Here is a 24,484-nt window from a genome sequence, read left to right as displayed (position 1 = left end):
CGGCAGCAGCAGGACGAGGCTATGTGACCGGAGGGCCGCGCCGGCTCAGAATACCCTGACAGCCCTTTGACCCTAAAATTAACTACAAATTTTCGCCTAATTCTCAGCGCATTTAAGACACCTGCGCATCGTATCTGACTTCGAAACAAACCCGTGCAAACGGGGAAATTTGGGCTCTCGCGGTCGCGCCGTTTACCAAAAACGGCACCCGTTCGAGCAAGGAGCAGGTCGATGCCGACGTATTCGGTGGACATCTACATCACGGATCCGCTGAACGTCTGGGGCACAACCGCAGGCGTGACACGGACGTGGACCGGTGCCGCCGATACCGGCGGCACGGCGACGATCACCGATAACCAGCCGGGTGCCGGGTCGCTTACGCTCGAAGATATCGGGGCCGGCGAGACCGCGACCGCCACGGTCACAACGCCAAGCGGCACATCCACCAACGTATCGGTCTACGCCGAAGAGGTCTGGACGGTCACGGATACCGTCACCGGGGAGACGTTCCAGGTCGCCACCCTGCGCGTCACCTCCGGGGATTCCACCGGCTATTACACGCTGTCGGAACAGACCCTCGTTCAGGGCCGCAGCTACACGGTCGACCAGGTCGATACGACACCCAATGCCGCCGCGGGTGATCCGCTTTTCACCTATGACGATTACACGATCGGCACGATCGAGGGCACGGCGGGCAACGATTCCATCGACTTCGGCTACAACGATCCGCAACTCGAAGGCATCGACCAGAACCCGGCCGCGTTCGGCGACACGATCTTCGCGGGCGCGGGCAACGACACCGTCTATGGCGGCGAAGGGTCGGACACGATCGATGGCGGCAGCGGCGACGACCTGATCTATGGCGGCAGCGACACGCTGACGAACCCGAACCTCAACGAGACCTTCCAGTGGAGCGACGTCGCCCCGGACGGCACGGATGTCTCGGGCGGCTTCACCCAGAATGCAGGCGCCGTCGATGTCACGGTCGCGTTCGCGAATACCGGCAATAACGCCCCGACCTTCGAGATCGACACTGGCCAGCCCCAATTCGTGGGCAGTGAGGGCTTCGCGACGAACTCGTCGCTCTTCCTCTTCGGCAACGGGGATGGCCCCACCTCGACCACCACCATCGGGTTCAGCGGGGCGACCGCAGAGTACGAGGATGAGGTCGAAAACCTGACCTTCATCATCAACGATATCGACTGGGGCGCCGGCAACCATACGGACCTCGTGACCGTCACCGCCATCGACGCGAACGGCGATCCGGTCACCGTCCAGCTGACGCCCTTCGGTGCGGATACCGTCAGCGGCAATACCATCACCGCAAGCACGAATGCCGATACCGCGGCACAAGCAGGCGGCGCGGTGCTGGTGGAGATTGCCGGTCCGGTCTCGTCGGTCGATATCAGCTATGCCAACCTGCAAGGCGGGACCCAGGGCATCTGGGTCACCGACATGTCGTATGACGTGATCCCGACCGCGCCGGACGATGACGTGATCACGGGCGGCGCCGGGGCCGACACGATCTTCGGTGAGGCGGGCGACGACACGATCACCGGCGATGATGGCAACGACTCGCTTGATGGCGGGGACGGCAATGACAGCCTCGAGGGCGGCATTGGCGACGACGTCCTGTCGGGCGGGGCTGGCGACGACACGCTCCTCGGCGGGGATGGCAACGACACGCTGATCGCAGGCGACAGCACCGGGACGGGTGACAGCCTCGTTGGTGGGGCGGGCGACGACGTCCTGACCGAGGGCTCTGGTCTCTCGACGCTCGAAGGTGGCGATGGCGCGGACCTGTTCAACGCGGGCTTCGGCACGGCCACCATCACCGGCGGCGAGGGCGGGACCGATTTCGACACGTTGTCCTTCGCGGATGCGGATGATGCGGTCACGGTGCTGCTCAACGGCAATGAAAGCGGCACCTACACCGACGCGGACGGCGACAGCGGCACCTTCACCGAGATCGAGGCCTTCGAGCTTTCCAGCGGCGCGGACAGCTTCGACGGCACCGCCTCCTCCGCGCCCCTCGTCGTCGATGCGGGTGCCGGTGACGACACGATCATCGGTGGCTCCGGCGATGACACGATCGACGGTGGCCTTGGCAATGACAGCCTGACCGGCGGCGATGGCAACGACATCTTCACCCTGTCGGACGGCACCGACACGATCACCGATTTCAACATCGCGGGCGCGGGTGACGACGACCCGACGAACAACGATTTCATCGATCTCGGCGCGTATTACGACAGCCTCGACGAGCTGAATGCCGACCTCGCGGATGACGGCATCCTGAACCAGTCCAATGCCTTCGACGACGAAGGCAACGCAGTCGATTATACCGACAACGCCCAGTTCGGCGCCAATTCCCTGACCGTGCTCGGTGCCGATGGCGGGACCTTCTCATACGACAATACCGGGATCGTCTGCTTTACCGAGGGCACGCGCATCCTGACCCCCAATGGCGAGGTCGCCATCGAGACGCTGCGCGCGGGCGATCTGGTCTGCACGAAGGACAACGGCGCGCAGCCCCTGGCCTGGATCGGCCGCCGCGAGGTGGGGGCGGAGGCGCTCAAGGCCGATATCGGCCTGCGTCCCGTGCTTATCCCGGCAGGTGCGCTGGGCAATGAGCGCGACCTCCTGGTCTCGCGCCAGCACGGGATGATGGTGGGCACGGATCACCTCGTGCGGGCGATCCATCTGACGGATATCGTGCCGGGCGTGCGCATCGCGCATGGCAAGAAGGCCGTGACCTATTTCCATCTGATGTTCGATGCCCACCAGATCATCTTCGCCGAAGGCAGCCCGAGCGAGAGCTTCTTTCCCGGTCCCATGGCGTTGCAGATGATGGCGCCGGACGTGCGGCAGGGCCTCGAGGCGCGGTTTCCGCAGCTGGCAGGCGTGGCGTCCGTCGCGGAGGCCGAGCGGTGCTACAGCGTTCTGGCGCGCCCCTTCGCCCGGAAGAAACAGGTGGCCGCATTGGTGCGGGCAGCCTCGTGCCGGGCGACGAAAGCCCCGCCTCGCAGGCTAGCGCGCGGCGCGCGGCCCAAGCTGTCGCAATCCTACCTCGAAGCCGCGGCTTTCGCCGTCTGATCGCCGCTTGGCCCATCGGCGCGCACTGCTGACAGGCGCAGTTGGTGGCGCAGTTAGGGGCGCAGTTTGAGGGCGCGGTCTGAACGCGGTCTCCAGACGCGTTTCGGCGGGGCGCCGAGACCCCCGATTGATCCCGGTCAACGCCTGACGCGCCCGGACGCCCTATCGCACATGCATGATGCTGCCCGCGACCTCCCTGCCGATCAGTCTTCTGGGCTTCGTGCTGGCCGCTTGCGTGATCTGGGTGTCCGGGGCGCGGCTGGCCTACCTCGCTGATACGCTGTCCGAACGGATGCGGCTTGCGACCTCGCTCGTGGGGCTCTTGTTCCTTTCGCTCGCGACCTCCTTGCCCGAAGTGGCGACGACGCTGACCGCAGCCGTGCGGCAGGACAGCGACCTCGTCCTGAACAACCTCTTCGGGGGCATCGCCCTGCAGACGGCGATCCTGGCTGCTGCGGATTTCCGCGCGCGCCGCGCGATCACCAGCTATCCGCGCAAGGCCAATCACGCGCTGGAGGCGACGCTGGTCGTTCTTTTGCTGTCCCTCACGCTAATCTTCACCATCCTCGGCGACAGGCTCAGTTTTGCGGGGATCGGCCTTGGCGCGGCCTTGGTGGGGCTGGCTTATCTGGGTGCCATCGCCTTGCTGCGGCGCTATGACGGCAATACCGATTGGGTGCCTGTGGATTTGCCCGATCCCGATCCGCTGCCCTTTCCCGCGCCCACGGGCCTGCATCTTGAAAGCAATCGCGCGCTTGGCCTTCAGGTAGCGCTGGCCTGCGCGCTGATCCTCGTCTTCGGGCTCTTGCTTGTGGTGCTGGCGGGGCGCATCGCCACGCAATCAGGGCTCGGGGCCAGCTTCATCGGTGTCACGCTGCTGGCGGCCGCGACATCGCTGCCCGAGCTAACGACCAGCCTGACCGCCGTCCGGATCGGCGCCTACACGCTCGCTATCTCCAACATCTTCGGTAGCAACCTCATCATGGTCGTGCTGGTCCTTCCGGCCGATATCCTTGTGAGTGGCGCGCCGATCCTCAATCAATCCACCGACACGGTGCGGCTGTCGCTCTGTTTCGGCATCCTCGTGACGGCTCTGTACCTCGTGGGGCTCATCGTGCGGCGCAAGCCTCGGATCGGGCCTGCGGGGCTCGACTCGATCCTCGTGCTTCTGGGCTTCGCGGGGAGCCTCTGGGCCTATTACCTCGTCCGCTGAGCTCGCCGTGCCCGCAGATGCCAGATCGTCTTTACCGCTTCGGGCACGATCAGCAGCGGCAGCGCGAGGGCCGCGATCAACTGCCATTCGGCCCATCCGATGGGGGCTGTATGCAGCAACAGTTGCAGCGGTGGCCAATAGACCGCCAGCGCCTGTGCGGCCATGGTCACGGCAAGGGCCAGCAGCAAAAGCGGGTTCGACAGCCAGCCGATGCGCCAGCACGGCGTGTGTAGCGAGCGGAAGGCAAAGACGCTGACCTTTTCGAAGACGACCATGCCCGTGAAGGCCGCCGTGCGCGCGACATCGACGCCGAGATCCTGCAGCGACAGGAAGAGCCACAGGCTGGCCGAACCGGAATAGGCCCCGAAGAGCGCAATCGTCCCGATCCCGGCCCAGCCGAGGATGGGCGCATCACGCGCGCGCGGCGGCTCGTCCATGTGGTCAGGCTCCGCCTTCTCCAGCCCGAGCGCCACGGCGGTCACGCCATCGGTCACGAGGTTCATCCAGAGGATCTGCGTGGCAAGGAAGATCAGCGGCCCGCCCATGGCGATATTGATCACAAGGGCCACGATCTCCCCTGCATTGGAGGACAGAAGGTAGCGCACGAATTTGCGAATGTTGGCAAATTGCCGACGGCCTTCGCCGATGGCCGCGACGATGGTGGCGAAATTGTCGTCCAGAAGCACGAGGTCCGCAGCCTCGCGCGCCACGTCCGTGCCGCGGATTCCCATCGCGACGCCGATATCGGCCTGCTTCAGCGCGGGCGCGTCGTTCACGCCATCGCCCGTCATGGCGACGATCTGACCGCGCGCCTGCAGCGCCGAGACGATGCGCATCTTTTCGGCAGGCCGCGTGCGGGCGAAGAGGATGTCATGCTCCAGCCGGTCCGTCAGCTCCGCATCAGACACGGTATCGAGCGCGTCGCCCGTCAGCGTCTCGGTCGGGGACAGCCCCACCTGATCGGCTATGGCGCGCGCCGTGACCGGACTGTCACCCGTGATCATGATGACCCGGATCGCGGCGGAGCGGGTCTGCCCGATGGCCGCGCGTACCTCGGTCCGGGGCGGATCGATCAGGCCCACAAGCCCGAGGAAGGTCATTTCCTCTTCGGTGCCGGTCACATCATCAGCGGCGCGGTCAGCGAGCGCGATCACCCGCAGACCCTGTTCGGCCATGGCCTCATAGGCTGTGCGGATGGCCTCACGGTCCGCCGCCGTCAGGGCGCGCGCCCGGTCGCCCTCGCGGATGCGGGTGGAGACATCGCTCACGGCCTCGGGTGCGCCTTTCATCAGCATTCGGAAACCGTCCGCGTCGCGGATCACGACGCTCATGCGCTTGCGGTCACTGTCGAAGGGGATCTCGGAGAGGATCGCCGCCTCGGCCGGTATCGGCTGCCAGCCTTTGTAAGCCAGCGTAACGAGGGCTCCTTCGGTCGGTGCGCCCGTCATGGTCCAGCCCTCGGGGCCATGCGCAAGGCGGGCATGGGTGCAGCCAATCGCCACGCGCAAGAGGTCCGCGAGCAGGGGGTCGTCCTTGGCGCGGATGCGGGCCCCGTTCTCGGCGATGTGACCGGTGGGATCGTAGCCCGTTCCGGTGACGCTGTAGCTGCGGGCGGGCGTCCAGATCGCGGTCGCGGTCATCTTGTTCTCGGTGAGCGTGCCGGTCTTGTCGGTGCAGATGACCGATGCCGCGCCGAGTGTTTCGATGGCTTGCAGCCGCCGGGCGAGGGCATGTTGGCGCACCATGGCCGCAGCGCCGAGCGCCAGCGTGATCGTCACCACCGCGGGCAGACCTTCGGGCACGATGGCCACGGCCAGCGACAGGCCTGTCATGAGCATCTCGGTGAGATCACGCCCGAGCGCCAGCCCCAGGAGGGCGATCCCCGCGGCAATCGCCAATGCCGCGAGCCCGAGCTGCGTGGCCAGGCGTCCAAGATGGCGTTGCAGGTGGGTTTTCTGACGGATCGTCCCGCCGGTGAGGCCCGCGATCTGGCCGAACTCGGTCGCGGCACCGATGGCGCTGACCTGCGCCTCCGCCCGGCCCGCGACGATGGCGGTGCCCGAGAAGAGGGCGGGCGCTTCTGCACTCTTGCTGACCGGGACGGACTCGCCCGTGAGCACGCTTTCGTCGACCCGCAGCCCCTTGCTGTCGCCCAAGACCGCATCGGCGGGCACCGTATCGCCCGTCTCCAGCAGGATCAGATCGCTTGGCACCAGCTCGCGCGCGGGAATGATCTGTTCCTGCCCGTCCCGGATCACCGTGGCCTTCGGCGCCATGAGCGAGCGCAGGGCAGCCAGCGCCGTCTCTGCCCGCCATTCCTGCACGAAGCCCAAAACGGCGTTCAACACGACGACAAGCCCGATCGCCGCAGCGTCGATCCATTCGCCAAGCGCCAGCGCGACACAAGCCGCAATGACGAGGATCAGGATCAGGAAGCTGGAGAACTGCCTGAGCAGGATTGCCCACGGCCCGGAGATCGTGGCGTCGGGCAGGGCGTTCCACCCGGCATCCCGCCGTCGCTCCAGCACCTCGGCCGCGCTCAATCCGCGGTTTGCCGTCTCTCCCACTGTGATCTCCGTGAATGACCTCGTCGCGCACAACGTTAGCGACAGGCTTCGGCCGGGTGACATGATCGGGATCAAGCCGCGCGCTTTGTCTGAAAGCCCTGAGCGATATGCACCCGGTCGACCCGTTCCGAGCAGGGCCTGATGCAACGCCGCGCGCGGCAGGCTTTCGAATAGGGGTGTCTTTTCGCCCGTTATCAAGGGCTTGGCGGCATTTGCACCGTTATGCCGAATTGCCGAAAATTCGCCTTGTATTTCTGCGGGTTGGACGTCTATACCCGTCGGCGGAGACGTGGCCGAGTGGTCGAAGGCGCTCCCCTGCTAAGGGAGTAGGCGGGAAACCGTCTCGAGGGTTCGAATCCCTTCGTCTCCGCCACTGACCCCCGTCTCTGTTTCCCCGCCCGATTTCCCGCTGATTTCTGCCGATTTCCCGGCGGTTTAGCCGATGGCTTTCCGCGAAGAGACTCTCCTCATCTCTTGATCAGTTGCCTGTTTCGGACGGCGTCTCTGCACGGTGCATCCGGCGCTTCGGTTTTGTCTGGATTTCCCTGTTCGCAGGGAATTTGCAGGGAATTTAGTGCCCCTAGGAATAGGAGGAGTTGGATCCTGCGCAAAAATCCTTCTAATCCCATTGGTTTGCTGAGAATTCCCTGCATGCGTTAACAGGGAATTCGTTCGTCCGATCAGGGATGTTTTTCAGCAGATCAGGGAAGGTCTCAGCGGGATTAGGGAGAAATCGCTACGGCATTGAAGCCGTAGATCTCTTCCTGGCGTGACCAGTCGAGGGGGACGGGCCGGCGAATGATCTGCTCGAGCGTCAGATCCGGAGGCTGCAGGCCTTCGAGAAGGGCGATTTGGATCCGGGGCGACAGGAATGCCAGCTGCGTGCGCGTCCTGATATAGGAGGCCGAGCGTCCGGACTTAGCAGCGATCTCGTGCAAGGGGATGCCGCAGCGCACATCCGACGCCCAGGCATGGGCGCTCTTCAAGGCACGCAGGATCGTGTGGTCCGGGGAGGGCAGGGCCTCGCCTGTCACAATCTTTCCTTCGACACCGCGCCGCCGGAGCGCGAATGGCACGTTGATCGTGAGGACCTCCGGGGCGATGTCCTGGATTGGAAGCTCCAGTGCAGCGGCAAGCTCGAAGCTATTGAGGCTCAAAATCAGACGCCGGTCTTCGATCCGGCCGGAGGCCAGGATAGCGCGCAATGGGTCTGCGGCCTCCTTGTCGAGCGCGTTCGCAATCATCTGGACCCGCGTGGACACTCTATCCGCCTGCGTCAGATCAGGCTCCCTGCAGATGCGGTGCGTAATGGACAGGTCCGTGAGGTGACGTGCGATTGCCCGCGTGATGGCTTGTTCGAGAGCGGTTGCGGGGAGACGCCAGCCGCGTGCATCCTTGCCGCCTGAGATCAGCCTGTTCGAGACATAATAGCGGATCTGGCGACCGTAACGTTTGGTGTGGGTAGGGGTGAGACGATCGCCGGTCTCGTCGTGCATTTTGCCGGTGAGCGGGGCCGCCCATCTGGAACGTGACGCGACTGGATCGTCTTTGCGCCTCCGAGGACGCGCGCTGGCAGTTTGAAGCTTGCTCTGAACGCTGTCCCAGATTGCCTCATCGATGATGGGTTCATGCTGGCCATCAAAGAGCTGGGACTTGTGCCGGATCTTGCCGATATAGATCGGGTTGCGCAGCACGGCATAGATCTGACCGCGCGAAAAGGGACCGCCACCTTGGTGACGGCCGCTTTTGAACTGGTGCAGCTTTGAACGGAGGCCTTTCTCGGTCGCGCTCTTCATGACCGCGTTGAGACAGCCCAACTCTTCGTAAATCATGAAGAGGTTGCGCACGACCCGCGCTTCCTCGCTGTTCACGATCAGGCCACGGATCTTTGGGTCGGGATGCGGATCGTAGCCAAGAGGGGGAAGCCCACCCATCCACAGTCCCTTCTTCTTTGACGCGGCAATCTTGTCGCGGATCCGCTCCGCGGTTACCTCCCGTTCGAACTGGGCGAAGGACAACAAGACGTTAAGCGTCAATCGCCCCATCGAGGAGGCGGTGTTGAAGGCCTGGGTGACGGAGACAAAGGAGCAGTCGGCGGCATCGAGGCGCTCGACCAGCTTGGCAAAGTCCGCCAAAGACCGCGTCAGCCGGTCGATCTTGTAGACCACGACCATTTGTATGTGCCCGGCAGCAATCTCAGCCAGCAGGCGCTGCAGGGCCGGACGGTCCAGGGTGCCGCCCGACAGACCTCCGTCATCAAAGCGTGTCTTTGCCGCAACCCAGCCTTCATGGCGCTGGCTGGCAATATAGGCGGCACATGCCTCGTGTTGAGCATCCAATGAGTTGAAGGCCTGATCGAGCCCCTCATCGGAGGATTTGCGCGTATAGATGGCGCAGCGGATCCGCGGCTTGGACATGGTCAGGCCGGACGCTTCAGGCTAAAGAACCGCGGGCCAGACCATCGCGCGCCTGTGATCGCGCGCGCGATCGGCGACAGCGATCGATAATGCTGCCCGTTCCAAAGAAAGCCGTGATCCACCACATCGACCACATGGGTCATGCCATTCCATTCCCGGATCAGGCGGGCACCGGGCTTCAGCGTGTTTGGGATGCCGTGCCGGCGGTCCTGTTTGGCTGCCTTCTCAAGCTCGGCAGCAAATCTTTTTGGCAGACCGCCGCGCGCCCTGGCTTGGAGTTCAAATGCCAGGTAGCGCCTCAAAAAGGGCTGACTGACATGCTTCGGGGCAGATTGACCAAAGAGCTTATCCCAGGTCGCAAGCAGCGTCTCCCGGTCCATGGCTTCGATCACTGCAACAGAAGGCCTCACGGTTTTGTCCCGACACGCGCGGCGAGGCGGTATGTGCCCTTATCGCCATGTTTGGTCGGAGGGGCATAGGTGATCTGATGTCCTGCCTGTCGGAGCCTGCTCAGTGCGGCCCGAACCAAATGTGCTTGCCAGCCCGTAGCGCTTTGAAGCGTGGCGAGATCCGCGCCCGCTTTGCGGCTCAGAAGCGATAGGACTTTCGCGGTCTTGGTTTTTTGCGTTCGAGAAAGAGATGTCGGCATGAGATATCCTCAGTATTGATCGACCCGCACAGTATGCCGGGCCTTGTACTGAGGCGCGCCCGGCGCGTATCCGGGCTCATCCCACTGACGCTCGTCTGCCTTGGGAAGTCCAGTCCGATTTGTACATACTCATGCCGCCCAAGTCATGTCTCTTGGCGACAGGTTGCTATTCCCTCGGCCTGGTGGCGCTGATCGCGCTCGTTTGAGGCTCGTTGGGGCCACAAACACGCTTTCAGGAACGGCACCAATTGTTGCGCTTCTGCATAATTGCATCTCAATATCTGGTCGCGACGGCGGTAGTTCTTGATTTGTATTTTAATCTGAGCTTAGCCTGCTTCTTGATAGGGATCGACGTCTGCCCGCCTCTGGATTGGTGGAACGAAGTGCCGGATGGCAGCCCTGGCTCCAGAGAAAAGTCCACTGGCTGGATAGCCTCGTGGCGCACGCCCTTGGATGGGGGCACGTGCAGTTCGGTTCGGATGATCCAGCTGCTGCCATTTAAAAGCCGACAGCGCCTTTAGGCGCACCCCATCAATTGCCCGGAGGCGCGCTGCGTCGGCGGGCGTTCGAAGGAGCTCGCCATGAGCCTGACCTATCTTGATGTCGCCATCGGCGACGTCCGTCCCTCTGCGCGCAATGCGCGCACACATACGCCGAAGCAGATCAAACAGATCGCAGAGAGTATTCGACGCTTTGGCTTCACAAATCCGGTTTTGATCGATGAGACCGGCACGCTCATCGCGGGCCATGGGCGTCTTGAAGCGGCCAAAACGCTTGGACGCACGACGGTGCCGGCCATCCAGGTCGCGTATCTCTCGGGGCCTGAAAAGCGCGCACTTATGCTTGCGGATAACAAGATCGCACTGAATGCGGGCTGGGATATGAAGCTCTTGGCGCAGGAGCTTGAGGAATTATCGGCTGCGGCGCTCGATTTTGACATCGAGACAACAGGCTTCGAGGCACCGGAGATTGATCTTATCATTGGATCGCAAGGCGCGGCAGAGAGTGAGGAGCCGGAGGTCGTTCCCGAGCCGCAATGGTCAGGCCCGCTGATTACGCGCCCCGGGGACATTTGGATCCTTGGGGAACACCGGATCCTCTGTGGGGACGCACGCAACCCAGAAGATTATGAAAGCTTGATGCAAGGTGAGCGAGCGCAGGTTGGCTTCACCGATCCTCCGTACAATGTTCCGATTGCGGGTCATGTCAGTGGCAAGGGCAGCGTTCAGCATCGTGAATTCGCCGAAGCCTCTGGTGAGATGAGTTCCGCTGCGTTTACGAGCTTCCTGTCCGAGGCGCTTGGTCTTGCGGCGGCGCATAGTTGCGATGGTGCGGTCTGGTTCGCGTGTATGGATTGGCGGCACCTTGGCGAGATGCGCGCGGCGGGTCTTGAGGCCTTTGGGCACTGGCTGAATCTTTGCGTCTGGGCCAAGACCAATGGCGGGATGGGGAGCCTTTATCGAAGTCAGCATGAGTTGATCTTTGTCTTCCGAAACGGGGGCGCGCCGCATCGCAACAATGTGCAGCTTGGGCAGCATGGCCGAAACCGGACGAATGTCTGGACCTATCCCGGTGTGAACACGTTCCGGGCGGGCCGGATGGAAGAGCTGCGCGCGCATCCGACGGCCAAGCCCGTCGCGATGGTGCGGGATGCGCTCCTCGATGTCTCAAGGCGCGGTGACGTCGTGCTGGATCCGTTCCTTGGGGCAGGGGCAACGGTGATGGCCGCCGAGCGATCTGGCCGGATCGCCCGCGGGCTAGAGATTGACCCGGCCTATGTCGATGTCATCCTGCGGCGCTGGCGCGCAGACACCGGCAATGACCCGATGCGCGCGGGCGACGGCGCGGCGTTCTCCGGAATGGAGCGTGCGGCATGAGCAAGAAGACAGAGTACGACGTGGGCTACGGCAAACCCCCGCAACATACGCGTTTCAAAAAAGGCAGGTCCGGAAACCCTGACGGCCGACCCAAAGCGGCGCGAAACTTTGCAACCGATCTTGAGGCCGTCCTGAACGAGCGCATCCAGATCACCGAGAACGGGAAACCAAAATCGGTCAGCAGCCAGGTGGCGGCGCTCAAAAGGCTCAAGGCGGAGGCTTTGAAGGGCAATGCGCGCGCGCTCGACCGCCTTCTAGATTTGGCAGCGGCGCATTCGGCGGAGAAGGAGGCACAATCTCAGGAGCGTTCGCTCAGCGAGGCAGAGGCGGACATCCTTATGCGATATGAGCATGATGTCTTACATAGAGCCGGTGTGGAGACCGGCCCTGATCAAGACGGGAGCGAAGCTGATGCCCCAAGCAATTGATCCCGTCACGCTGTTAAACGCAGTTCTACGAGCGGATTTGTCTTCCTTCATCCAGCGCGCATTTGGGGTGGTGGCACCGGGCAACGCCTATCATCACAACTGGCATATCGATGCGATCGCCTATCGCCTCAACCAGGTGGCGCGCGGAGAGATCACGCGGCTCATCATCACGATGCCGCCGCGGTCCATGAAGTCCATCGCGGCGTCGGTGGCCTTCCCAGCATGGCTGTTAGGCAATGATCCACGCGCGCGCATCCTGGCTGTCTCATATGCGGAAGGCCTCTCAGAAAAGCTGGCGCTCGATTGCCTGAAGGTAATGGAGGCACCGTGGTATCGTCAGTGCTTCCCGGCGACGCGGATCGCGCGCGGGCGCGGCGGCCGCGCCGATTTTGAGACCACCAGGGGCGGGGGGAGGTTCTCGACCTCGATCGGAGGAACGGTGACGGGGCGGGGTGGGGACATCATTCTACTCGATGATCCGCACAAGCCGGAGGAGGCGACCTCCGAGGCCAAGCGCAACCAGGTCTTGGATTGGTACCGCACAACCCTTCTGAGCCGACTGAACGACCCGGCACACGGGTCTATCGTCCTTATCCAGCAAAGGGTGCATGAGGCGGATCTGGCCGGAGAGTTACTCAGCAAGGGCGGCTGGACGCACCTCGATCTTCAAGCCATTGCCGAGGAGCCAGTGGAGATTGACCTGGGCCGTCGCGGAACACTGCGCCGCCCGGAGGGGCACCTTCTGCATCCTGCACGGCTGCCTCGGGAGGTCTTGGAGCGCCATCGCCAGGATCTCGGCTCCTACGTGTTCGCCGCGCAATATCAGCAGCGTCCAGCGCCGCTCGATGGCGGCCTTGTGAAATGGTCGTGGTTCCCAACCTATGACGTGCCTCCAACACGCCAGCCGGGTGATCGGATCGTTCAATCCTGGGACACGGCCTCGAAGGCCGATGAGGTCCATGATTATTCCGTCTGCACCACCTGGCTGGTGCGCCGAACCGAGGCTTGGCTTCTGGATCTCTTTCGAGGGCGGCTTGAATACCCTGAATTGCGCCGCCGCATCACTGCCGACGCCGCCAACCACCGAGCGTCGTTGATCCTGATCGAAGATGCTGGATCGGGAATGCATCTGCTGCAGGATCTGAGAAGAGCATCTCGCCTGAATGTCGTCGGAAATCGGCCCAAGGACGATAAAGCCACGCGTCTTATGTCGGCGTCTCCCTTGATCGAGGCCAGGCGTATTGCGCTTCCAGCACAGGCTCCATGGCTTGCCAACTTCCGGCGCGAACTCACGCTGTTTCCAAATTCAAGGTATGACGATCAGGTCGACAGTCTTACGCAGTTTTTGGGGTGGTTTGGGCGGCCAAGGCAGGTCGCCTTGGTCGGGACGCAGGAATGAACGGGGGCAAATGTGTGAAGGAAAGCATGGGCACCAGCTCTGATGGACAGCTCGTTGTTCGGTTCCACGGTTTTCTGGAGCGATTTATTCGAGGGAATGGGGCAAGTACTATAGGACAGAATCGTTATGGCTGCGCTACGACCACGCACGCCGTCAGAGCGGCAACACAGCGCTCGTAGGCTTCAACCGCGGCGTTGAACTGGGAAGGTTGATTTGGCGTGGCTTAGCCGCGACGTGCGGCTAAAGGCTACTGATAGGTTTGGGCTTATTCCGTTGAAAAACCCGCGCTTGATCGAGGGCTATGGTGCTGATTCAATTCCACCGATGGGTGGGAGGATTGGCGATGATGGGACCGAGGCAGGAAGCGCAACCGGCTCTGTTCCCGATTGTCACACAGTTGGACACACTCCAGCGACAGATCGATCACCTGGAGGAGAAAATACTTGCCTGGCATGGGGCCGATGAAACGAGCCGTCGTCTTGCCACGATACCCGGTATCAGTCCGATAACCGCCTCCGCCATCGCCGCAGCTGTTCCCGACCCGGGCCAGTTCAGATCAGGCCGACAATTTGCAGCTTGGCTCGATCTGACGCCGCGATCCAACAGCTCTGGCGGCACGGATCGTTTGGGCGGCATCAGCAAACAAGGCGACGGCTACCTTCGAAGATTGTTGGTTGTCGGAGCGACCGCTGTCGTTCGTATGGTCCGTAAAGACCTAAGCCGACAGCCCTGACTGGCGGCATCGCTCGAGCAAAAGACGGTACGTGTAGCGAATGTCGGCTTGGCAAACAAGTCTGCTCGAATCGCGTGGGCCGTCATGACACGAAAGGAAGCGTACACCGCATAGAGTTCACCGAACCGCCGAAATCTGGCGACAGGATGGTGAGAGAGGGCTGAGTGGTGATGACAAACCGGTCAGACCGGTGATCGGCCAAACCCAGGGGAGCAGAGCGCTTCGAGCGCGTTGACCTGATCAGGGACCCGATCCGCGGACTTCATCAGGGCCAGCAGCCATGTCGTGCTGCGCGAACAGGCAGGACACAAGGATGCACCCGACCGGTGCGTATTGCCGCCAGAAACCTCTTGCACCGCAGGGGCCGTCCACAGCATCAGGTCAAGCGGACGCCATTTTGTCTCTGTTTCGCCGACAAAGCGACGGAAGCTTGGAGCCAATCCGGATCGATCGCAGCATCTGTTGCGATTTGAAAGAATAGTTGAAATTAAGAGAGTGCATCTTTCTCTGCTCGCCCAAACACTTCGAGGATGTCCTTGTGGGTGTTCACGTAGGTTCGCGGAGGATGGGAAGACACGCTGGGTATTGCTCCGTAGTCTCGCCAGTCATCTGGTTGAACAGCTTTCCAAAGCTCACCCAATTGTTGCTTCCGCTCCAACGCTTCGTTGTACAGAGCTTGGTCGAGTGGTGTGAAGCGGGTTCGTATTTGGTCTTCGCGAAAATGGTCTGCCAAGTGTCCGTAGGTGTTGCTGACCGTAATGGTGTTGGCGTGACCAAGTTGCTTCGCGATGACTTCTAGCGGGACGCCAGCACGAACAAGGTCGCTTGCGTAGGTGTGTCGCAGTCCGTGGAAAACGAAGCTTTTAGGTAGCCCTGATCTTGAGACGGCTCTGCGGAAAAGAGACGTGTGCTGCTTGCGCCAGTTCAAACCCATGTCTGAAGTAAACACCGGCTCGCGTCGCGCCTTGCCTTCGCAGCACTTCAGAAAGAAGGCCATGCCTTCGTCGGGCAAGAACACAAATCGTGCGGGGCTGCGTTTGAAGGCCGCGATGCGAATGCCAAAACCCTGATCGCCCACATCTTCAACCCGAAGCTTGGCGAGTTCCCCCACTCGACAACCAGTGTAGAGTCCGGCCAAGACCAGCAGCCGCAGGGCTGGCGTGCAGTTGGTGAGAAGTCGTCTGCATTCCTCGCGGGTGAGGAAGATTGTGCGAGGACTGTGCGTCACCGGCATGCGTTTCAGGCAGCGCCAAGGGCGTTCGGTATCGATCTGTCCATTGTCCCAGGCATGTTGAAAGGCCATCCGCATGATCGACACCAGCGAATTGAAGGTGCGCTTTCTGCACCTTACCTCATCTACGGTAAGCTCGCGCGAATCAGCCGTGCGCGAGTAATCCATGAACCCAAACCTTGGAGGTCGTTCGAGAACTTGGCGTGCGAGGCGGACCAGATGCTTGGCGCTGAACTCATCCAGCGGGATTGAGGAGAAGTCCGGCACGATGTGATAATTCATAAGGATCAGGTTGTTGTAGTGGCCTCCCGGAGAACGAGCGATCCGCGTCCACTCAGTATAATCCTTCAAGGCATGTCCTACTGTGTAGGTCTCCCCGATTGGGCAAACGGAGAGCTCCTTTGTGCGTTCGGCGGGCCTCGTTCCATGGGCGATGGATTTGACTTCAGGGGTTTCGAACCAGTCAAACGCCCGCTCGATTGCAAGGAGGTAACTGACCTGACCGCGACCCAGCGGTAGTGCGGGTCCCAGGCACTTCTGAATGTATCTCTTGTCAGTGGTTAGTATGCGGGCTGTCCAGTTGCAGATTCTCCCATCGGGTCGATGTACGCCGATGTGCCGCCCAACAAGCAGGGTGTGAAAGTAGGCAGACTCGCGAAACTCTAGGGCCTCGATTAGATGCTGCTCCCGAAACGGGCAGGCGAGCACTCTGCCTTTCGCCGCATCGGGCACGCAGTCTGGGACCTGGTCCGAAGTTGGCATTGCGTCCTCCTTGCTGCAATGTGGAGAAACTAGTGTAACAGGACCGGCTGCTTGGTCGTTGTTTACTCGCTGCAAACGCCCGGGGGACCCAGCATGTTCTCCTTTTAACCTGCCCACCCCCGGACATCCCACAGTCTGATGTAGTGTCTGCTTAAACGTGAAGGAGCAGACAAATGAGGAAGAGCCGTTTCATCGATGCGCAGATAATCGGGATGATCAAAGAGCGGGAGGCTGGGATGCCAACTGCGGAGGTGTGCCGTAGGCACGGCCCGAGTCCGGTGACGTTCTACAAGCTAAAGTCTAAGAATGGCGGCATGGAGGCTTCCGCGGCCGCCAGGCTGAAAGCGCTGGAAGACGAGAACGCCAAGCTCGAGCGCCTGCTGGCCGACACCATGCTCGACAATGTCGTCCTGAAGGATCTGCTGGGAAAGAACTGGCGACATTGACCGGGCGGCGAGAGGCGGCGCTCAGGGCAATGCGTGATCATGATATCTCGCAGCGCCGGGCCTGCTAGCTTCTTGGTGTCGATCCAAAAACAGTCCGGCGCACACGCCCGCAGGACTGCACCGAGATCCGCGAGGAGATGAAGGGGATCGCCGGGAAGCGGCGCCGGTTCGATTATCGCCGGATTGGTATCTTGCTCGAGCGCAAGGGCATACTCATGAACCACAAGAAGCTTTATCGGCTCTACCGAAAAAAGGGACTGTCGGTGAAGCGACGGCGCGGGCGCAAGCGAGCCCGGGGGTCACGAACGCCGATGCCTGAGGCGGCGCATCCCAATGCCCGCTGGTCGCTCAACTTTCTGGCCGACTTCGTCGGCGCCTCGCGCAAGTTCCGCATTCTGGCGGTGATCGACGATTGCTGCCGGGAGAACTTGTGCCTGACCGCCGACACCAGCATCTAGGGCGCCCGTGTCGCCCGTGAGTTGGAAGCGCTGGTGCGGATCTACGGAAAGCCCGCTTGCGTCGTCAGATATAATGGCACCGAGTTCACCAGCCGCGCCATCCTGAAGTGGACCGACAATAACGGGGCGCCCTGGCATTACATCGACCCCGGCACGCCGCAGCAGAACGCCTTCATTGAGTCATTCAACGGCAGCCTACGCGACGAGCTTTTGAATGAGGAGATCTTTGACACACTGGAGGACGCCCGCCGGACGCTTGGCCAATTTGACGGCTCCAAGCCCGGCGCGCTTGCCCGGAACGACCTGCCAGACTACCAATCTCAAATCCGCAGACTCTCTTTATGAACGAGGGACCCAAGGGGGCAGGTCAGAGGGCCGATTTTTCAAGTACAGTGGCACTTAATGCATGGTTTTAATGTTTCTCGCTGTTTCAGGGATTTGAGTTAGCGAGTTTGCGTCGGGTTGAGAGGGGTCATTTAGTCGATGCGGACCTATTCAGACCATTAATAAGATTTATTGCTTGTTTGCTATGGGTGCGGGCAACTTCGGTGCCCAAGGCCTGCTCGATGATTATATTGATGTCACGCCATACCCGGCGCACCTCCGTCAGGAGGTTTCGACCCTTGTCCGTCAGCTCAATCGCGTTGGCACGTTTGTCCGAAGCACTTATCTGCCGGGTCACAAAACCATTTGCAATCAATCGTGCAGTCATCGTGCTCATGCTTGCGGCCCTGACTTGAAATTCCTCTGCAAGCACGTTCTGAGACACGGTTCCTAGTCTATCCAGCTTTAAAAGGATGCGAGCTTGCCTAGGCGTGATACCAAGCGGTGCAAGGCGTTCGCGCAGCCGCTCTTCCAGCGCTACTGCAGCATACAGAATAGGATGGAATAAATTCGACTTCTCGGGCATAGTATGACCTGACATGCTAAGTTCATTCTTACATCTTAAGCGTATGTAGAAAATCTTGAAATAATAACAGATGGTAGTTGAGATATAACGAAACTTGAAGTCTTTGGTGAATGTGTTTGAGTGGTCTCACTCTTCTATTTCAACTTGGTGTAAGTGTCGCAGTATTTGCTGTTTAGCTCCAATAAAAATTGGTCAACCATTTGTGGTAATTCAGAAAATTAAGCGCAGATCATCGAATTAAACATCTCTAAAGGTGAGCTTAAGCTTAAAGTCTATGGAGAAAACCTGCCAGATCTATTGATCTCCCCCTTTCCAACCCTCGTTCATAATGAGGTTCTGCGAGATTGATTTCGGTATTCGGGGTCATCCTTTTTATAAGGGCAAGTTATTTTCTCTGATTCTACCGCTAAATAGCTGTTGTTGCAGATGAAGATATGCAAGAAATAATTTGATTTATTTACAAGAAGTTGGCGCAAGGTGATCGCGTGACAAAATTTTATAATTGGCAGACTGTTGTCTTGAATAGCTTGGGGTTTATGTTTTTAATTTGAGCTCAAGGATTTTCTTCCGTACCTATCCACTGGAGGCTTTCTAGGTTTCGAAGAATTTCCAGATCTTTTCCCCCAGTGTCATCGGGTCAAAGGGCTTGGAGATGATATCGATTGCTCCGGACCGCATCATTTCGTCCCGTTCGCTTTCTTGGGACAGAGCTGAGAAGAAAACCGCGGGAACATCTTGGTAGGCCGGCTTCTTTCGCAGTTCGGCCAACAACTCCATCCCATTCATGCCAGGCATCATTTGGTCGAGAAGTAAGAGGTCTGGTTCATGGTCGTCGCATACCTCAAGGGCCGAGAAAGCATCATGGCATTGTACGACGTCAGTTAGCCCCGCGAAATCGAAGCTAATTCGACATATTTCACGAATGTCATCGTCATCCTCGACATGAAGTATTCTATACATATTTTTCGTCCCAAATGCAGAGCGATCTGAAGACCGGTGCGAGCCAGTTGGTCAACTTCACATATCTCATCGTCAACATCATGATCATGCTATCTTTGGTGCTTGGTGTTTCGAGGCTGGAAGGCTGCTGCTAAATGCAAAGTCTCTCTCGGTTCACCTATCAACGTGAGAACCTCAACATGACCTTCGAAGATGGCCTTGGCAATGTTCAATCTGTGACCCGCAACGTCGGCTTGGTGGCTGCTAGAATCATCTGCATCTAGGATTGTCCTTGAGCTGCCGAATGAACGTATTTGGAACCTGTAATCGTCATCTTGTCGCCAACTTTTGAACAAGTTCAACTGTAAGTAGAAGCGGCCAGAAACTAGAATATACAGGTCTCTTATGCGCATCCTCGCAGTTGATGACGATCCGATCATCCTGGACCTCCTAGGTCTGGCGCTCTCGAACTCACCGTACAACGATTTTGAGCTTACCTCCTCAAGCGAGGAGGCGTTGCAGCTTCTTGAGGAATCCGAGGATCCTTTCGAGTGCTTCTTGCTCGACATCCGGATGCCAGGAATGGATGGCATCGAGCTGTGCAAGAGGATCCGGGAATATCCGGAATATGATCAGACTCCGATCATCATGGTGACACGCCTTGACCATCGCAATTATTTGGAGCGTGCTATCATGGCCGGCGCGAGCGATTACGTGGTCAAACCCTTCGAAGGCCCTGAAGTGATCATGCGGATCGAGCTCGCGGAAGTACGTAGGCTTCTAATGCCACATGAGAGGATGTCGAAGCCCTTTCTCGTTCCCTCTGAGCTTTGTAACATTGCTCAAGGACGTGTGTCCGAGGCATTCCCGTTGAAGGGGGTTTCGAACTTCTTCAATCTACAAGACATGACCTATCGGTTGATGGATCTGCCGATGTTCACACAGATGACCTTTCTGGGCTTGAAGGTAACAAACGCCCCGAACTTGCATGCGCAGCTATCGCGTGAAAAATTTCAGAACGTCATGGGAAAAGTTGGCAAGGCCGCTGCTGGGGCCCTGCAAAATAAGCCATTCATGATGTCACATCATGGCAATGGTATACTGAGTATCGTCATAGCGACCAACAAGCTGCTGTCCCATCGGCGACTGGGAGCCTCGATCAACCAAGCCTTCCGAAATATACCACGAGACACACAGGCACGGCCGCATGTTGTCATAGCGTCTTCAGGGCCTCCCAAGCACGTACCCAAATCAGAGCGTGTCGTTCGGCTGCGGCGAACTTTAAAGTCAGTTCGTCAAATGAGTGAGAAGCCAGAGGCGGAACAGCTGACAGACTGGTGAGGCAGCTCCGGAGTTTGCCGCGCGCCCTTTTGAGATATCGTGAAAGCATGTCCGTTCAATTCACGGCTTTGCCTACTGTGCAAACTTTGCGACGTGCATGACGGCAGCCTGGGTTTTGTCGCCATCGATAACCAATTGGGGGCCGAGAGGTAACGCACTGAGGCCCAGCCTTCCCATCCACCGGCGAAAGACAGCCGGAACTATCCCGATGACGTGGGAGGCACCGTGGCGAACAGCTATCGAGGCCATTTCAATCATTAGCTGCGCCTGAACAACACTGCGACGCTCGGCAGGTACGTCTGATGACACGAAGAGACGAGTGGCTTCCCATACGTGATCCGCTACAGGAGCACTCTCATAAAGAACGTGCGCGGGAATATCCGTTAGCAGACCGCGCTGGGCATCTCTCAACATGTAACTGTAGCAGCCACACTTAGCGGTTGTGGGCAGTAATCGAATGCCTGCAAGCACCTGACCGAAATCATGGATGGCGATGGAGACGCTCTGAGGGGTGTCGTACTGATCGAACTCCATCCCATCAACGTTTGGGAGATTCCATCCCTTTTGATCTATGAAGACCCGCTTTCTTGCCCTTAAAAACTCAGGGTAGAGGTCTCCATACCGGGCTTGCGTATGAATAGACAGCTCGGCTGTGCGAAGGCGTTTCGGGTACAGGTGAGACAGCGTTTGCTGAAGCGCGTTGCCCTGGTCGCTTTGAGAGGTCGTCTTGCGGCGCTGATCGTGAGCGTCGCTCGCAGGTAGTAACTCGGGAAGATCGCGCCGCCGTGGTTCCGAGAGGCTTGATTTCTGAAGTCCCATATAATTTGGCTCTACCTATGAGTTGCGACGTCTCGACTTAGTCTCGCCATGAATATGTCAATTTCTCGTCAAAGGGAAGCCATACAAGCCCGCTACAATCTTCAGTTGTGTCAATTTTGATCTGGTAGAATTTTTGACTGCACATACTCATTGACAGGCAGCACCATGACTAGCCATTTCCGGCATCAAGCAGCGGTTCTGAGTTCACTATTGCCTCGGCAGGGCGAAGATGCCGATCTATGGTCGGTACGTCGGCGCCTGCGAGATTATGCAAAGGTTGGCCGACAGCTCTTTCTACAGCGCATTATCATATACTCCTTCGCGATCACGCTCGCGGGTGCGTATTACGACTGGGGCGTTGCCACCCTATTTTACTGTCTTGTCGGCCTTGTTGAGGTGTTCGATGGCCGCGTATTTTTGTCGATTTTGAGAACACGAAGGTGGTCTTCGCAATCTAACAAGACGGCGATGCTCCAGATATATGCAGGAACTGTTCTCAGCGCGCTCGCGATTGCAGGTTTCTCCATCTCTCTGGCGATCCTACAAGGGCCTTGGGACGGCCATTTCCTGGCGCATTTCATCTTGTTTTCAGCCGCTGTCTTCGCATGCATCAACAATCGGCACTTTTTGGGTGTGCTGGCGGTCAGGCTCGCCATATATACGGCCGCGATATTGTTCATACCGCTCAGAGATATTTGGCTGGTCAGGCCGCCGCTGTCTTCGGACATTTGGCTTCACTTCTTTACGGTTCTGTTCGTTCTTGGCTTCATATTCGAATGCGCCCGAAGCTTTTTGGTCGGCTACAGTCAGTATCTTGTCGGTCGCAAAGCACTGGAAGATGAGCACGAGCGGACGAAGGCGGCGTATCTGGCAAAATCGCGTTTCTTATCGACGGTTAGTCACGAGCTCCGGACGCCGCTGACTTCAATCAAAGGCTCTCTTGAGATCGTCAACTCCGGCATGCTCGGGGAGCCTCCAGAGAAGTTCAAAAGACCTCTTGATGTCGCTGTTCGCAACAGCCGTCGACTGGCTGATCTTGTCGATGACCTGCTGCTGTTGCAAAAAGGGGAAGCGGGTGAAATCGACTATAATTTCGACATTCAAGATTTTGGCGCCGCAGTATGCGAGACTATCGAGGCCTTTCGTCCATACGCCGAACGTAAGGGGATCTCGCTGATCTCTGATGTTCGGGCCGGAGTGAACTGGGCGCGATTTGATAGCAAACGCATCGATCAGGTGATCGTCAACATCCTCTCGAATGCTGTTAAGTTTTCTAATGAGAGCGGTGCCGTGACGATATCGATGATGACCAAAGGGCCGTTCGTAAGGCTGTCAATTAAAGATGATGGTATAGGCATTCCCGAGGAGGCTCGAGAAAAAGTCTTCGAGGAGTTTCAGCAAATAAACTCGTCGTCGACTCGCGCCCACGAGGGAACTGGTCTTGGGATGACCATATCCAAGCAGATCATGAAAGCGCATCAAGGCTCGATCGACTTTGAAAGCAAGCTTGGCTCGGGCACGGTTTTCTCAATAGAGCTTTATGAAGAGGAAGAACCACTTTCGCATGCGGAGCCGGACTCGAGGGTTGCTTGAGGTTTTGGGGGGCGCAATCGTATAGGCGGATTTTAAGAATGCTTAATCTTTGAAATGCGCGCGTCGATGGGTGATCGCACCCACCGACGAACGTAGAGTTCACATCCGTGCATCATTGGTTCTTCGTCAGCTCTCCCTACGTGCGTTGCATGCCCACCGCATCCACATGGACAAGGCCGGACGACACCATCGGGAATGGGAACAACGTCACGCACCTACTGTCAAAATCCAGCGCGTCCGATTGTGGCGTAGGCTTCAAATCCCGCGGCGCGAGCATCCTCGGGTGCGTAGATGTTGCGCAGATCGCCGAGCCGCGGAGTTTTCATCGCTTCCGACATAGCCTTCAAGTCAAGCGCACGGAACTCGTTCCACTCGGTCAGGATCACCAGGAGATCGGCATCCTTGGCCGCTTCATATGGGTCGCTCTCCCACACGACACCGGGAAGCAGAGCCTCGCCTTCGCGGCGACCCTGTGGGTCGACCACGCGGACCTTGGCTCCTCCGCCTACAAGGGCGGGAACAATCGTAAGTGAAGGCGCGTCGCGCATGTCGTCAGTGTTCGGCTTAAACGTGACGCCAAGGACAGCGACCGTTTTTCCATTGAATGATCCGTCCGCGAGGTCGATGAGCTTATCGACCATGCGCCGCTTGACCTCGTCGTTGATCTTGATGACCGCCTCGGTGATTTGCATCGGGCTGGCGTGATCCTGGCCAATCCGCGCCAGGGCCTTGGTGTCCTTCGGAAAGCACGAGCCGCCATAGCCGGGGCCTGCATGCAGGAAGGTCTTGCCGATCCGCCCGTCGAGGCCCATCCCCTTGGAGACCTGTTTCACATCCGCGCCGACCTTTTCGCACAAAGCCGCGATCTCGTTGATGAAGGTAATCTTCGTGGCGAGGAAGGCGTTGGCGGCGTATTTGATCATTTCCGCCGATTCCAAGTCTGTCACTACGATGGGGAAGTCGCGCAAGTAGAGTGGCTTGTAAATGTCCTGCATGACTTGAGCTGCACGATCGGTCTCTACGCCTACAACCACACGGTCGGGCTTCATGAAATCGTCAATCGCCGCACCTTCACGCAGGAATTCCGGGTTCGAGGCAACGTCGAAATCAAGGTCGGGGTTTGCCGCGGCCACGACCTCGCGAACCTTGGCATTGGTGCCTACCGGAACAGTCGATTTAGTAACGATGACGAGGTAGTGGTCGGCAGCCTTTGCGATCTCTTCGGCGGCGGCCATCACATAAGTCAGATCCGCATGCCCGTCGCCGCGCCGCGTGGGCGTGCCCACGGCGATGAAGACCGCATCCGCATTCTTGATCGCGGCCTTGATGTCGCGGGTAAAGGACAGCCGCCCGGCTTCCACGTTCTTTGCCATGAGCCTGTCGAGCCCCGGCTCGTAGATCGGCACCTCGCCGCGCTCAAGCATCTCGATCTTGCGCGGATCCTTGTCGACACAGACGATCTCGTGGCCAAAATCTGAAAAACATACTCCTGATACCAAGCCCACATAGCCGGTGCCGATCATTGCAATCTTCATGGGGTCAATCCCTGCTAAAAAACTGTTGCGGCTTTGAATGGGGCAGGGCGCTTTCAGTGTCAACGATTACA

The 24,484-nt window shown here is 59.2% G+C and carries 16 protein-coding genes, 1 tRNA gene and 2 pseudogenes; 10 read left to right on the top strand and 9 right to left on the bottom strand.

Annotation, left to right across the window (positions count from 1 at the left end; genetic code table 11):
- Window positions 1-231 precede the first annotated feature (231 nt).
- Together FIV09_RS20730 and FIV09_RS12995 are read left to right on the top strand one after the other, a co-directional pair.
- The gene (locus tag FIV09_RS20730; protein WP_305793792.1) at window positions 232-3,096 is read left to right on the top strand and encodes a Hint domain-containing protein; all 2,865 of its coding nucleotides are present in this window, start codon (window positions 232-234) and stop codon (window positions 3,094-3,096) included.
- 175 nt (window positions 3,097-3,271) lie between these two features.
- A complete protein-coding gene (locus FIV09_RS12995; RefSeq protein WP_152450412.1) occupies window positions 3,272-4,309 on the top strand; it encodes a sodium:calcium antiporter in 1,038 nt (345 codons plus the stop codon).
- Here FIV09_RS12995 and FIV09_RS12990 read toward each other — a convergent pair.
- A complete protein-coding gene (locus FIV09_RS12990; protein ID WP_254702227.1) occupies window positions 4,294-6,876 on the bottom strand; it encodes a cation-transporting P-type ATPase in 2,583 nt (860 codons plus the stop codon). The genes FIV09_RS12995 and FIV09_RS12990 overlap by 16 nt on opposite strands.
- A gap of 283 nt (window positions 6,877-7,159) precedes the next feature.
- Between FIV09_RS12990 and FIV09_RS12985 the strand changes: the two genes are divergently transcribed.
- Window positions 7,160-7,249 (top strand) — tRNA-Ser (locus tag FIV09_RS12985).
- Window positions 7,250-7,598: 349 nt separating this feature from the next.
- On the opposite strand, the gene FIV09_RS12980 is transcribed toward FIV09_RS12985, so the two are convergent.
- Genes FIV09_RS12980 through FIV09_RS20755 form a run of 3 tightly spaced genes read right to left on the bottom strand, consistent with a single transcriptional unit; the run spans window position 7,599 to window position 9,942 of the window.
- Window positions 7,599-9,293, bottom strand: coding sequence for a recombinase family protein (locus FIV09_RS12980; protein ID WP_152450408.1), 1,695 nt, complete (start codon window positions 9,291-9,293; stop codon window positions 7,599-7,601).
- 2 nt (window positions 9,294-9,295) lie between these two features.
- A complete protein-coding gene (locus FIV09_RS12975; protein ID WP_152450406.1) occupies window positions 9,296-9,673 on the bottom strand; it encodes a DUF2924 domain-containing protein in 378 nt (125 codons plus the stop codon).
- 26 nt (window positions 9,674-9,699) lie between these two features.
- Complete coding sequence (locus FIV09_RS20755; protein WP_152450404.1) at window positions 9,700-9,942, bottom strand: DUF3489 domain-containing protein; 243 nt, start codon at window positions 9,940-9,942, stop codon at window positions 9,700-9,702.
- Between the two features lie 581 nt (window positions 9,943-10,523).
- Between FIV09_RS20755 and FIV09_RS12965 the strand changes: the two genes are divergently transcribed.
- The 4 genes and pseudogenes from FIV09_RS12965 to FIV09_RS12945 form a co-directional block, all read left to right on the top strand.
- Window positions 10,524-11,819 carry a DNA methyltransferase gene (locus FIV09_RS12965; RefSeq protein WP_152450402.1) on the top strand — a complete coding sequence of 432 codons (1,296 nt, stop codon included), beginning with the start codon at window positions 10,524-10,526 and terminating at the stop codon, window positions 11,817-11,819.
- Window positions 11,816-12,247, top strand: coding sequence for a DUF5681 domain-containing protein (locus tag FIV09_RS12960; protein WP_152450400.1), 432 nt, complete (start codon window positions 11,816-11,818; stop codon window positions 12,245-12,247). Before FIV09_RS12965 ends, FIV09_RS12960 begins: the two co-directional genes overlap by 4 nt.
- Window positions 12,231-13,646 carry a phage terminase large subunit gene (gene terL / locus FIV09_RS12955; RefSeq protein WP_172975728.1) on the top strand — a complete coding sequence of 472 codons (1,416 nt, stop codon included), beginning with the start codon at window positions 12,231-12,233 and terminating at the stop codon, window positions 13,644-13,646. Before FIV09_RS12960 ends, terL begins: the two co-directional genes overlap by 17 nt.
- Before the next feature lie 364 nt (window positions 13,647-14,010).
- A pseudogene (locus FIV09_RS12945) lies at window positions 14,011-14,493 on the top strand (IS110 family transposase); the annotation flags it as partial.
- Between the two features lie 373 nt (window positions 14,494-14,866).
- Here the strand turns inward: FIV09_RS12945 and FIV09_RS12940 are convergent.
- Window positions 14,867-15,961: a site-specific integrase gene (locus FIV09_RS12940; protein ID WP_172976579.1), complete on the bottom strand. Its 1,095-nt coding sequence runs from the start codon at window positions 15,959-15,961 to the stop codon at window positions 14,867-14,869.
- Between the two features lie 584 nt (window positions 15,962-16,545).
- Between FIV09_RS12940 and FIV09_RS12935 the strand changes: the two are divergent.
- Window positions 16,546-17,621 (top strand): annotated as a pseudogene (locus tag FIV09_RS12935) (IS3 family transposase).
- Window positions 17,622-17,748: 127 nt separating this feature from the next.
- Here the strand turns inward: FIV09_RS12935 and FIV09_RS12930 are convergent.
- Window positions 17,749-18,186, bottom strand: coding sequence for a MarR family winged helix-turn-helix transcriptional regulator (locus FIV09_RS12930; RefSeq protein WP_172975727.1), 438 nt, complete (start codon window positions 18,184-18,186; stop codon window positions 17,749-17,751).
- 591 nt (window positions 18,187-18,777) lie between these two features.
- On the bottom strand, window positions 18,778-19,146 hold the full coding sequence (locus FIV09_RS12925; RefSeq protein WP_152450391.1) for a PleD family two-component system response regulator: 369 nt from the start codon (window positions 19,144-19,146) through the stop codon (window positions 18,778-18,780).
- Window positions 19,147-19,530: 384 nt separating this feature from the next.
- Here FIV09_RS12925 and FIV09_RS12920 point away from each other — a divergent pair, with 384 nt between their 5' ends.
- Complete coding sequence (locus tag FIV09_RS12920) at window positions 19,531-20,466, top strand: PleD family two-component system response regulator (protein WP_152450389.1); 936 nt, start codon at window positions 19,531-19,533, stop codon at window positions 20,464-20,466.
- Window positions 20,467-20,538: 72 nt separating this feature from the next.
- On the opposite strand, the gene FIV09_RS12915 is transcribed toward FIV09_RS12920, so the two are convergent.
- On the bottom strand, window positions 20,539-21,285 hold the full coding sequence (locus tag FIV09_RS12915; protein WP_152450387.1) for an acyl-homoserine-lactone synthase: 747 nt from the start codon (window positions 21,283-21,285) through the stop codon (window positions 20,539-20,541).
- Window positions 21,286-21,450: 165 nt separating this feature from the next.
- Here FIV09_RS12915 and FIV09_RS12910 point away from each other — a divergent pair, with 165 nt between their 5' ends.
- Window positions 21,451-22,878 (top strand): sensor histidine kinase KdpD, encoded by a 1,428-nt coding sequence (locus tag FIV09_RS12910; RefSeq protein ID WP_152450385.1) that lies wholly within the window; start codon window positions 21,451-21,453, stop codon window positions 22,876-22,878.
- Window positions 22,879-23,099: 221 nt separating this feature from the next.
- Here FIV09_RS12910 and FIV09_RS12905 read toward each other — a convergent pair whose 3' ends face one another.
- On the bottom strand, window positions 23,100-24,413 hold the full coding sequence (locus tag FIV09_RS12905) for a UDP-glucose/GDP-mannose dehydrogenase family protein (RefSeq protein WP_152452585.1): 1,314 nt from the start codon (window positions 24,411-24,413) through the stop codon (window positions 23,100-23,102).
- Window positions 24,414-24,484: the final 71 nt, after the last annotated feature.

Source organism: Roseivivax sp. THAF197b, from assembly GCF_009363255.1.
GTDB lineage: Bacteria > Pseudomonadota > Alphaproteobacteria > Rhodobacterales > Rhodobacteraceae > Roseivivax.
The sequence above is the reverse complement of the archived record's forward strand: the minus strand, read 5'-3'. Positions and strand labels throughout refer to the sequence as shown.